Origin of the sequence: Chitinophaga dinghuensis (assembly GCF_003259435.1) — a bacterium.
Classification (GTDB): Bacteria; Bacteroidota; Bacteroidia; order Chitinophagales; family Chitinophagaceae; genus Chitinophaga; species Chitinophaga dinghuensis.
In genome coordinates, this window is the sequence record NZ_QLMA01000005.1 from 583,542 (window position 1) to 596,383 (window position 12,842).

Annotated in this window: 7 protein-coding genes; 4 read left to right on the forward strand and 3 right to left on the reverse strand. The window is 46.7% G+C overall.

Annotated features, from left to right (window positions below; genetic code table 11):
* Nucleotides 1-40 precede the first annotated feature (40 nt).
* Nucleotides 41-6,988 carry a type I polyketide synthase gene (locus tag CLV59_RS17565; RefSeq protein WP_111593355.1) on the forward strand — a complete coding sequence of 2,316 codons (6,948 nt, stop codon included), beginning with the start codon at nt 41-43 and terminating at the stop codon, nt 6,986-6,988.
* Nucleotides 6,989-6,993: 5 nt separating this feature from the next.
* Nucleotides 6,994-7,746 (forward strand): aspartyl/asparaginyl beta-hydroxylase domain-containing protein, encoded by a 753-nt coding sequence (locus CLV59_RS17570; RefSeq protein WP_111593356.1) that lies wholly within the window; start codon nt 6,994-6,996, stop codon nt 7,744-7,746.
* A 39-nt stretch (nt 7,747-7,785) separates the two neighbouring features.
* Here CLV59_RS17570 and CLV59_RS29325 read toward each other — a convergent pair whose 3' ends face one another.
* From CLV59_RS29325 to CLV59_RS17585, 3 genes are all read right to left on the reverse strand, one after another.
* Nucleotides 7,786-8,559: a J domain-containing protein gene (locus tag CLV59_RS29325; RefSeq protein ID WP_111593357.1), complete on the reverse strand. Its 774-nt coding sequence runs from the start codon at nt 8,557-8,559 to the stop codon at nt 7,786-7,788.
* A gap of 112 nt (nt 8,560-8,671) precedes the next feature.
* Nucleotides 8,672-9,604 carry an alpha/beta hydrolase gene (locus tag CLV59_RS17580; RefSeq protein ID WP_111593358.1) on the reverse strand — a complete coding sequence of 311 codons (933 nt, stop codon included), beginning with the start codon at nt 9,602-9,604 and terminating at the stop codon, nt 8,672-8,674.
* Between the two features lie 142 nt (nt 9,605-9,746).
* Nucleotides 9,747-10,349 (reverse strand): hypothetical protein, encoded by a 603-nt coding sequence (locus CLV59_RS17585; protein WP_111593359.1) that lies wholly within the window; start codon nt 10,347-10,349, stop codon nt 9,747-9,749.
* Between the two features lie 167 nt (nt 10,350-10,516).
* Between CLV59_RS17585 and CLV59_RS17590 the strand changes: the two genes are divergently transcribed.
* Nucleotides 10,517-11,782 (forward strand): retropepsin-like aspartic protease, encoded by a 1,266-nt coding sequence (locus CLV59_RS17590; RefSeq protein WP_111593360.1) that lies wholly within the window; start codon nt 10,517-10,519, stop codon nt 11,780-11,782.
* Nucleotides 11,783-11,828: 46 nt separating this feature from the next.
* Nucleotides 11,829-12,707 (forward strand): retropepsin-like aspartic protease, encoded by an 879-nt coding sequence (locus CLV59_RS17595; protein ID WP_111593361.1) that lies wholly within the window; start codon nt 11,829-11,831, stop codon nt 12,705-12,707.
* The last annotated feature ends 135 nt before the right edge of the window (nt 12,708-12,842 follow it).

Sequence of the window (12,842 nt, forward strand, 5' to 3'; positions counted from 1 at the left end):
ACCCGCAGCTTCTTCAGCAATTATCATCAAATCTTCTTTCATGGAGCACACCACCATCGTCGATCTTATCTCCAGGTTCCCTATCGGCAAAGCGAACGACAAGGCGCTTGTTTTCCTGGATCACAACGGTAATGAGTCACAAGTTTTCACTTACCGCACCCTGAAACAGCAATGTATTACGATTGCCGAAAACCTGCATGCACACCTGCCTCCAGGAGAAATAGCGTTGCTATGTACGCCGGAACAATCAGATTTCACCACTATCTTTTTCGGCTGCATGATGGCGGGTATTATTCCCGCTCCCATGGCGCCTGTGCGAAACAACAACGATAAGAACGGACTGGAACGGATAATACGTATCCTTCAACAACAACATATACAATCCATCATATTACCGGATGATCAGGTATCCTTATTTCAGGAAACATTGCAAAAGACCAACCTTTCCCAGGTTCGGCTGATTCCCATGGAACGCCTGCAACATCAAGGTATTACCGCCGTCTCACTCCCAGAAATTCATGAAACCGATGTTGCCTATATCCAGTATACATCCGGTTCTACGGGTACGCCCAAAGGCGTACAAATACGGCATCAGCATGCCATGCGTAACCTGGCTTTCATGTACCGGATGTTTCAACGCACGGAAACAGTCAGAGTAGCCGGCTGGCTGCCCTTTCATCATGATATGGGATTGATCGGACATCTGCTCACCGTCCTCTTCGAGCATGGTTTCGGCGTTTTCATCAGTCCGCAATCCTTTATGTCGACCCCCTCCCTCTGGCTGAAGATCATCGGGCAATACCAGGCTAATGCCGCTGCCGCGCCACCATTTGCCTTTGATCACTGCTGCAATAAAATCAATACTCCAGATGGCTTCCAGCTTTCCTCCTGGAAATATGCCTATGTGGGAGCAGAAACAATATCTCCCGAAATATTACAACGCTTTGCCAAAAAATTCGAATCTGCCGGATTTAATCTGCATACCTTCAAACCAGTGTATGGCCTGGCAGAAGCAACTTTACTCGTTGCAGGAGGCGGTAAAGGGCTGGATGAAATATTAACGTATACGCATAAACGACCATCAGGAAAATCTTTACGCCTGCTTCTCCCCTATTATACAGACCCTGAAGTACAGGTATTTATCCGGCAACCGGAAACGGGTAACCTGCTTCATGATGGCGAAGAAGGAGAAATATATATCCTGGGTGCGGGCAACGCCAGCGGATACCTGGAAGATAAAGGACTAGTGCCCATTCCCGAAGGCACACCTATCAAAACCGGCGATACCGGATATTTGCAGGAAGGTCGCCTTTATATTACCGGCAGATCAAAAGACATTATCATCGTTCGTGGCGTGAACTATGCTGCTGACGACCTGGAGAACGCCATTCGTTACCATCAGCCGGATATACAGACCAACGACAGAACCGTTTGTATTGCCCATATTGCGGGTGGGGAACAACTCTTTGTATTCCAGGAAGTACACCGGCATACAGATATCGCCACACAGGAACGTATTTGCAATAGTATCAAAGGAAGTCTCGCTGAAGGCTACGGCATTACGCCGGATAATATTATCCTGGTGCCTTCCGGGTGTATTCCCAGAACCACCAGCTATAAGGTTTCCCGGAAAGCCTGTCTGACACGCTATTTACAAGGAAAGCTGCCTGTTCTCAATAATGAAAATACCGACGGCATATCAGCAGAAGATGGTGTGGTGATTGTGGCCATGGCCTGTCGTTTTCCGGGCGCCGATTCTCCCGAAGCCTTTTGGGAGCTGCTGCAGCAAGGCACAGATGCCATTTCAGAAGTACCCGCATCCCGTTGGGACAATGATGTTTTCTATGACGAGCGGCCAGCTATGCCAGGGAAGGTAAATACTCGCTGGGGCGGATTTGTAGCGGATATAGACCAGTTCGATCCAGCATTATTTGGTATCTCTCCCCATGAAGCCCCGGAAATTGATCCGCAGCAACGCTTGTTAATGGAAACATCCTGGCGCTTGCTGGAAAATGCCGGCTGGAAAAAAGAGCAGCTGGCAGGCACTGATACCGGCGTTTTCCTGGGAGTGTCTACTAACGATTATCTATATATGAAAATAAAGCTCATTCCGGGAATGGAAAGCTTCAATGCTTACTCCGGTTTGGGAAATGCGAATTCACTCACCGCCAACAGGATCTCTTATACCTACGATTTGAAAGGCCCCAGTATGGCCGTAGATACGGCCTGTTCCTCTTCGCTCACAGCCTTTCACCTGGCAGTAAAAGCGATTCGTAATGGCGAGTGTACACAGGCGATCGCTGGCGGCGTAAATGCATTGTTATCTCCTGGCCCTACTATTACCTTATCGCAGTTTGGGATGATGTCGCCGGTTGGGAGATGTAAAACCTTCGATGCAAGCGCAGATGGCTACGTACGGGCGGAAGGTTGCGGAATGGTAATGCTGAAACGGAGATCTGCCGCCTTGCGGGATGGAGATCCGATACTGGCCACCGTACTTGCCAGCGCAGCGGGTCAGGATGGTAAAAGTAACGGGATCACATCTCCGGATGGTCCGGCACAATACCGCTTGATCTCACGGACGCTCGCAGAAGCTGGCATCTCTCCGGAAACAATTTCTTTTGTGGAAGCTCATGGAACAGGAACCGCATTAGGAGACCCCGTTGAGCTGGAGCAACTGGTAAAAATATATGGACAAGGAACTTCAAACGATTGCCATGTAGGCGCCGTAAAAGCGAATATCGGACATCTGGAAGCCGGCGCAGGCATCGCGGGATTAATGAAGGCCATCCTGATGCTGCAACATGGTAAAATTCCACCCCAACCGCATTTACAGGAATTAAATCCCCGCATACACCTGGAAGGCAGCAGGCTGAAAATACCTACTACGCTGCGGGAATGGAGCGCTGATGGGCCGCGGAGAGCAGCCATCAGCTCCTTCGGCTTCGGCGGAGCACTGGCACATGCGATACTGGAGGAGGCAATGCCGGTAACCGCCCCACAAACTCCCGACCATGCGCTGTTTACACAAACGCCTTTTATATTTTCTGCCCATACTCCAGAAGGCTTACATCAACAAGCCGCCAACTGGATCGATTTTCTTTCTAAAGAACCTGCCATCAGTATTCATGATTTGTGCTATAGCCAGGCTATAACGCGCACGGACCTACGATACAGACAAGCATTTCTTACCGATAGTAAATCTGTTTTATTGCAGAAGCTGAAAGCCTTCACAGGAGGGGTTATGCAATCGGCAGATGCCAGTGCTGAAGGACAACGATGCTTCATTTTCTCCGGGCAGGGCGATCAATACAAAAGTATGGGCAGGGAACTGTATTTCCATTTTCCTGCATTCCGTCGGGCCTTTGATCGCTGCGCTGCTGCCGCAGATGATCCGGAAACCGGTTACTCATTAGTGGGCATGATTAACGGAAAGGAAGAAGGTACTTTTCTGCTGGGACATGATTACCAGCCCGTTCTTTTTGCTGTACAATATGCGCTGGGCATATTACTGGAAGAAAGCGGCTGTATTCCTGAACTATTGCTGGGACATAGTATTGGCGAATATGCGGCAGCTTGTCTGGCCGGATGTTTCGATCCGGAAACGGGTATTGCTATGCTGAAGAAAAGAGCGGCATTATTAGCAGGACTTCCCCGCGAAGGCAGTATGCTAACCGTTTTCGCGGATAAAGACACTGTGGCAGCAGCCATCGCAGGACAACCAGAGATCTGTATCGCAGCGTTGAATAGTCCTGCTAAAACAGTGGTATCCGGCAGTCCTGAAGCAATCAACGCCATCACCACTTTCTTCAGCCAGCAAAAAATTGGTATCTACTCTTTAAAAGTGGCGCAGGCATTTCACAGTCACTATATGGACCCTATCCTGGAGCCGTATCGGGAATTCCTGCAACAGTTCACCTTCCGGCCGCCTGCCAGGAGATGGATTTCCTCTTTGCATGGCACTGAAATGACCATGGCTCCGGACGCCGATTACTGGATCAGGCAAACCCGGCAGCCAGTGAATTTCAGACAGGCGTTAACGTTACTGTCATCAGAAAAAATCCGTGAATTCGTGGAGATAGGCCCTGGTGGCAATACCTTGCTGGCTGTCAGCGAAACTATCGACTGTAGTAATGCACAACTGCTGCGCACCCTTAATTTCCGTAAAGGCGACAGAACAGAGGCCTATTTCCTGTTGGAAGCTTTATGCCGTATGTACTGTGCCGGCGCTAACATCCACTGGGAGCAGGTATTACAAGGCAATGTCTTCCCCACCATGATTCCTGGTCAGGCATTTCAACATAAACGTTACTGGCTGGCCGGATTGAGTCCGGAACAACTAACAGCTTTCGCCGATCATGCACAGCAGGCACCCAGGCATGAGAAGGTATTACGCGATTGTTTCTATCAGATTCATTGGAATCCTGCCGGAACAATTGCCACGGATATACCTGATGAGGTATTACGGAAGAAAACAAACTGGATTATTGCCGCACCGGCAGGAACTGTTACAACACAACTATTACAGCGTTTAAAAGCGGTACAGAAAAGCGTTTACTGGTTCTGTACAGGCGGCGATACTTCCGTTGGAAAATATAAGCCGGATTTCCAATTCACGATTCATGCCGCAAAGGCCGATTTCCGACGGGCATTGGATAAGGTAGTAACCTTACAACGCAAAGAAAATGAACGCGAGTGGAAAATTATTTATGGAGATGGTAGTCTGTCGGACCACCAAACCTCCACCCCTGATCACCGTATATCCGATAGCGTTAGTACGCTCATACCCTTCCTTCAGGCCGTTAAAGAGAGTGCATTGGTGATGCCGCTATGGCTGCTCACCAGGCATGCACAACCCGTGCCTGCAGTGACAGCAGCGCTTCAGCTGACGGCCGCCCCACTTTGGGGATTTGGGAAAACATTATTCCTGGAACATCCGGAATGGCGGGGTGGCATGATAGATATTGCCGGACCAGAAGACGTACCAACGTTGCTACACAAAATATTACAGCCTGGTAAAGAGCATTGCATTGTGTTGCGGGATGGACAACAGTACATCACACAGCTGCAACCAGTAAAGGAAGTAGGTACTGCCAATGCCACGCTCCGCAACGATGGCGCCTATATCATTACCGGCGGCTTCGGCGGACTAGGACTAGCCTGCGCATCCTGGCTGGCAAGCAAAGGCGTCAATCGCCTGGTATTACTCGGACGTAGAGCGATGCCTGATTCAACTAGCTGGGAAAGTATTACAGACACCCATCCGGAATACGCCACCATCCAACAGTTGCTCCGCTTACAACGGGAAGGCGTACACGTAGAAACGCATCGTGTAGACGTAAGAGATAGTGCCGCACTCTCAGAGGTGTTTACACATTTGGACGAACAGGAAATACCCATCCGTGGCGTATTACACGCTGCAGGAGTAAACTGGTTCGCCAAAGTAATGGAGCTGGACAACCATCAATTGGCAGATACCCTGCAAATCAAGACAGACGCCTCCTGGCAATTACATCAACTGACAAAAGACCGGGATCTGGATTGCTTCCTGCTCTTCTCTTCCGTATCTGCATTATGGGGCTCTGTTGACCTGAGTCATTATACTGCAGCCAACTATTATATGGATATGCTGAGCAAATACCGCGCAGCCATGGGACTTCCGGCTACATGTATCGACTGGGGACCGTGGGCAGAGGCAGGCATGAGTGCCGGCGAACATGAAACACATGTACTCCAACAGCTGGGATTCCGACTACTCCCCACTTCCAGTGCATTGACCTGCATGGAAACCGCTATAGCGAAAAAAGACCCATTGCTGCTCATTGCTGATATTGATTGGGAGAAATTCCGGTTGTTTACTGACTTTTCATTACAACCATCATTATTCAGTCAGGTAGTAAAAGGTAATCTTGCCCAATCTACAGTGGCCAGCAACCTGGATCACATTCTCAGTAGCCCACCAGAAGCAGCAAGAGCGCAGATTGAAGAAGTAGTAAGAACAGAATTACGGATGGTGATGCTAATAGAATCTATGGATACCATCGATGCCCAGCAGCGCTTCAATTTCCTGGGCATGGATTCCCTCATGGCTATTTCTTTTGTAGCGCGACTGGAACAATATTTCCATTGCAAGCTGCCGGCCACCATGGCATACAACTACCCTACCATAGCGGCCGTAAGCGATTTCATTTTCTCATTGGTATACAAAGAACAGGCAATAACAGTCACGGCGCCGGCAGTATCCCCGACGCCTGAAATTCCTGCCGCCAAAGCCTTTGTGGTATTACAAGAAAAGCAGCATCCTGTCAAACAACGTTTATACTGTTTCCCTTACGCCGGTTCAGGCGCTTCTGCCTATGGCCGATGGGCCGCCGCTTTTGGCGCGCAGTTGGAAGTAATCGCCGTGCAACCCCGAGGACGGGAAGAACGTAGTCACGAACCAGCCTTCACCGATCTGCCGGCCCTCATTGAGGATTTGTTACAAGACTACACAGATCCAGAAGAAGAGTTTTTCTTCTTCGGGCATAGTATGGGCGCTTTGATGGCCTATGAATTTTATACCGCCTTAAAACTGGCTGGAAGGAAATTGCCGGCAGGTATGATCTTATCGGGTTGCGGCGCGCCATTGGAAGCAGGCAACGGCACTCTACATCAGTTAAATGAAGCAGCTTTTATAGAAGAGGTATTGAAAAGCTATGGCGATCCCAGTATTGCTGCCGAAAGACGACAGGCATTGCAACATAGCAGCGAACTGCTACGGGCGGATTTGCAGGTACTCGAATGTTATCAGCCGCAAGGCACAGCGATTACCGTTCCACTAACAGTAGTAACCGGATTGGAGGATCAACTGGCCCCTCCGGAAGAAGTACGCCGTTGGATGGAGCTGGCCACCAACAACTTTTCCATCTGCTTCCTGAAAGCCGGCCACGACCTCGTCCAGCAACGCAGTCAGGATCTCATTAAAATCATTTCTTCAGCCATCAAGTAAATACTATGAGCAATACAGTAAAACCCTGGTATAATGTATTTGGAGGCCGTTACACTGGCGAACAGCCCCCGTTTTACGACAGAGAAGAACTTCCCTGGGTACAGGTGCTGGAAAATAACTGGGAAACTATCAGGGATGAAGTGACAGAACTCATGCAGGAAAAGCCTGCCCGACTTCGTCCTTATTTCATCAACAAATCCATGTCCTTCCCTCCTAAAAAGTGGAAGACAATGGGATTGTATTTCTGGAAATTCACCATGCATGATAATTGCCGGAAATGCCCGGAAACAGTGAAGTTGATGAAACAGATCCCCAACCTGACCTCCTGTTCACTGAGCGTACTGGAGCCAGGATCTAATATTAATCCCCATCAGGGAGACACAGATGCCATTATTCGCTGTCATTTGGGATTATCCGTACCCGCAGCACTGCCTGATTGCGGATTCCAGGTATCTAAGGAAATACGGCCCTGGGAAAATGGGAAAGCGCTCCCTTTTTGTGATGCCCATACACATACTGCCTGGAATCATTCCAATACCAGAAGACTGATCCTGATTATTGATGTTATCCGGCCTGAATACGCCAAACAGGAGAATATGATCTGTGCGCATGTACTCGCGTCTTCCGTATTACAAATGTTATATCAGCGTTTTGCTTTCCTCGGGCGGCAGTCTGGTTATCTTAAAAAGAATCTTTACAACCTGCTACGTTATTCTATTTGGGTGGTATTACCCATCCAACGGTTCAAACTATTCTGATCAGAAGTCCACTTCTCATGGATCCATGAGGAGTGGATTTTATTTTACTTTTAGGCGTCCGTCTACATTATCATAACTTGTTACCCGGCCATCCTTAAATGTAACGTTATCTTCTCCGTAATGCCAGGTTTGCTCACCAGTACTCATATTACGGTCAACAGCAGTGGGCCTACCCTGGAGTTTTAGCACATCCTCCTGAGCAGTCCCGATCTTAAAAAAGCTTTGCATTAATGTTCGTTCACGTTGGGCAAATGCGGCAGGGTTGGCCGCTGAATCCAACCTTCTTTGTTCCGATAATAGTTGTCGAATAGCTGGAGAAGTATCCTCCATTTCTTGATTACGGTGCATGGATGCCACTTTCTGTAAGAAGGGTAACACATCTTGATTCAGGGTATCTGTTTTGGTTTCCTTTCTTTCCAGCAGCGCCTTGTTTATTCTCCTCAGTTCAATGGCTTCTTTTTCCTGTGCCTCATGCAACTGGCTCCATATCAGGATTCCGGGAATAATGGAAAAGAGCAAGATGATGAAGATTGTTTTTACACGACTACTTTTCTTTGCTAAAACACTTGCTGGCGCCCATTCCTGAGAGCCGGGATGCTCCATTTCATTTAAATAGTTATCGAATATTTGTCGGGTACCGGGATCAGACAGCACTTCGTATGCCCGTTGCAGTTCTTTGAATTTTTCTTCAAAGTATGGCTCACCTCCGTTTTTGTCCGGATGGTATTTTTTCGAGAGACTTCTATATGCGGCTTTGATTTCCTGTGGGGAAGCCTGCTGGCTCACGCCAAGCACCTGATAATAATTGTTCATAAGTACAGGTAAAGGGGACGGCTACACGATTTAATAGGCAAGGTATCAAATTATTGCCGGGAAAATTTGAAATAAGTATTTCGGGAGATGCGTGCTGCTCCGGCCATCCGGGTTACTTATCCAGCCACTTATTATCTTTCAGCCAATGTTCGAGTCGGTCCATCCAGTGTTCTTCCGGGTTGGAATTACGCATGCCAAAGCCATGCCCGCCTCTTTGATAGATATGGATTTCAGCGGGAACATGTTGCTTTACGAGGGCGGAATAAAATGCAATGCTGTTGGCTACCGGCACCAGGTTATCATCAGTGGCATGCACGAGGAAAGTAGGCGGCGTATTAGCTGATACTTGCCATTCATTACTGAATTCCTTCACTTTCGCTGGGGAGGCATCGGCGCCTATCAATTTATTTTTGGAGCCGGGATGCGTGAGGCCGTCTTCCATGCTGATAACGGGATATACCAGTACGAGGAAATCCGGGCGGAGCCGGACACCTTCCGGATTGGGAATATAGCTATGCTGCGCATGAGTGGCAGCGGTGGCTGCGAGGTGGCCGCCGGCAGAGGATCCCATTAGTCCGATACGGTTGGTATCCAATTTCCAGTCAGCAGCGTGTAGTCGTGCCAGTTTGATGGCTTGTTGTACATCCTGTAACGGGCCGATATTTCGGTTCCACATGGTGGTATCATTGGGGAGCCGGTATTTGAGGACGATGCAAGTGATACCAAAGCTGTTGAGTTTTTGGGCGAAGTCGCTCCCCTCTTTGGAATAGGCCAGGTTTGCGTATCCGCCACCCGGACAGATCACCATGGCGGCGCCATTGGCTTTTTCCGGCGATGGCAGGAACAATTGCACCATAGGAACGGTGACCTTCTCAAAGGAAACGCTGTTATTTTTAGCCGTTTCTATTTCCAGATTCGGGGTATGCCTGCTATTGACGACCGTATCAGGGTATAGTGGCAACCATTGCTGCGCATGCAGTGTGATGGCTGACAGCAAGCCGCAAAAAATAATTCCTATTCGTTTATACGTGCACGTAATTTTCATATCATGAGGCTTTCTAATGGTATGATAATATACAAACGAAAATTGAGCAGAGCGAATTTTGTCTCCCGAAAGATAAAAATCAAGTGTAATTAAGATTAAAAAAACTTGTACCACATGGCTTAATGTGAAGCTGGGAAAACAATTAAAAGGAGTAAGAAAGGAAAAAATAATCATACCCTGCATTCTTCACCGTATCCCGTAAAGTCAAAAATCGGTACGAAAACCAATACCAAAGGTCAAGACTGTCACCCAAATAATCTGCTTCCTCCAAAAACACGTCTATCAATGACCTGGCTGGCACCGGATAGCGGGGTTTAAAGTCCTCTGGGAATTCAGTATCCTCCCCCTTAATGGCGGTATAAATATAACACAGGGAGATAAACCAATCTAGGAGATCCAACAGTTGTTGCTTCGTAAAAACCATATCCTGATCAAAATCAGCCTTAGATTCATACTTATCCTCACTTTCCTCGTTATGCCAGTCAAAATTGCTAAAGAAATAATCTTTTGCATTCATCATCAGATAGCCATATTTACTACCCCGTTGATGGAATAGCTCTACTATGCCACCATCAGGTTCGTCCGCGACTTCACATAAATAAGCATAGTATATATTAGCCAATTCTTTTGCAGTCAGATGTAATGCCCCTTCTGTATACTTTTCCTTTATGTCCTTAAAGGATTCAGGCAGCCTTGCCAATAACTGTGCCTGCCTTATTCCGTGAATTCCTAAATCTGTACCCATGGTCGTTCTATTTGAATGATATGCAAATATTAATATTATTAAAAACGCAAATACTTATTTCAATTAATTTTTTAACATGATAAAATAATAGCTGGCATTCCCTTTTGTGATCTTCTTAAGAAATTTTGCCTGATCTTTGATATAATACTATTTAAAAGTATCGACCGGTGCTACGCATTTACTATATATCCGTGGTTTCTGTACTGATGGCATGTTATTTTCCTTTACATGCACAGTCTGTCAATGATAAATTTCCTGAAGTATATCAGTTGATTCTTAACAGGAACTTTTTTAAGGCAAAAGATTGGTATGCCCTGAATAAGTCGAATCTGGATCAGCAGCATCAGCAACTGACAGAGGCGATACTGGATAATGCATTCAACAAGCCTGCTATTTCTGACCAGAAAGTAACGGTACTACTACAGACAGCAACGGGTCTCCCCGATTCTCTCTTGCTAAAACTCCATCGGCTGAAAGAAGACAACGCAGTTAAACAATATAAATACAAAGAGGCGAAGGTGGAGGTTATTACGATGCTGAAAAAATTCGCAGCGATGCTTTCTGATGAGGAGAGAGATGATCTTTCCAATAATCTGAAAATATGGACCGCATTGGAAAATGTGCCTCCACAGCGGGTTAGTCGCGGCGCAGTTAAGTTAAAAATGTTTAAGGATAACGCCGGGTTGAATAATCTGAAAATGACTGTAGGCATGGATACTGCGGATTTCATTTTTGATACTGGCGCCAATATATCTACGGTATCAGCCTCCACTGCCAAGCAATTACATTTCCGGATCATTCCATCTGAAATCGCTGTCAATGCGATTACTGGGAAGACCGTCACTGCTCAGTTGGCGGTGTGTGATAAAATGATGTTGGGAGATTTGCAATTGGAAAATGTGGTATTTCTGGTATTGGAAGATGAGGGTCTTTCTTTCCCGAGCATCAACTATTATATCCATGGCATCCTGGGATATGCTGTCATAGCGGCGCTACGGGAGATTCAGATCACGAGGGACAATTATTTCATTGTTCCGGAGACAGAAACGGAGATCAGTGGTCCTTCTAACATGGCCATCGACGGACTTACTCCACTCATCTGCATTGACGGTATGCACTTTACCTTCGACACTGGCGCAGGCAACAGCATCTTGTATGCGCCTTTCTATCAACGTAATCGCAGTATTATTGATGGGAATTATAGTCCGCAGATGATTGCTTTCGGGGGCGCTGGCGGAAAGGTAGAAACAGCGGGTTTCAAAGTGAAGGTGACCTTCAATATTATGGATAAAAAGGTGACTGTAAAAAATGTAAATCTGTTACAGAATAATATCAACCAGGAAAAAGTATATGGTAATATTGGTCAGGATGTAATCCGGCAGTTTTCGAAAATGACGATGAACTTCGACAAGATGTTTATTCGATTCGATTAATTGTTAAGCTGACAAATGTTACATTTGTAGGAAATAAGTACGTAGTATGAGAATTGTATTTTCCCTGTTCCTGGCGATGTGTTTTCCCTTTATTCTATTTGCACAGTCGGCCAACGAGATCCCTTTTCAATTGATGGAGTCCGGACATATACTGGTGAAAGCAAAGGTAGATGGAGTGGAAGGTAATTTCATTTTTGACACCGGAGCTGGTTTGACCGCATTTACCAAGACTTTTTTTGATAAATTAAAACATGTAGTTCGGGAAGATGGCGGCTACACTGGCTTCAGAGCTACTGGCGAAAGAATGGATCTGGATCTCTATAAGGTAAAGCAATTTCAGTTGGGCAGTCTTATTCATGAAGAAGAAGAGATCAGTTATGTAGATGCCAATTTGGGTGGAATAGATGGCATCATTTCATTGAAATATATGGAGTCGCAGCCTTTCACTATTGATTTTGAAAAGAAAGTATTGCGCCTGGAAACGCCTAAAACGCTTGCACAAATCAGGGAGAAGGCCACCAGTATTCCGGTGCAACTGGAACAGTCCCGTAACAAATCGCTGGCATTGTTCTCTTATTTCCGTGTTAATGATACCCTGACATTACAGGTTTCATTTGATAGCGGCGCTGGAAAGGACGTATACCGATTGAATTCCAAGTATATGAAAGCCCTTCAGATTGACCCGAGCGACACAGCCCATGTGCGTACTATTGAACGGAAGAGTGAATTCAATGAACAATTCAAATCGCATATCTACCTGGCTGCTGTAAAGAAGATCGCCAGCGAGAAAGCGCCAGCTATTCAACGCGCAAACGTACGCGCTCAGTTTGTGGATGGATTAATCTACGATGGTATTATCTGGATAAATTGGCTGGGGAGTAAGATTTCATTCGATCTGCAACATCAGCAGTTACTGGTGCAGTAGTAAAGTATACAAGTGGCGCATAATGGTGCGCCGCTTTGCCAAAGTATCCTATATATCTTGCAGGATCTTTTTTGAGCATTCAGTTTCAGTGGGATAGCCGATTACGGACGTATTATCGTATTATCCAAATCTAAA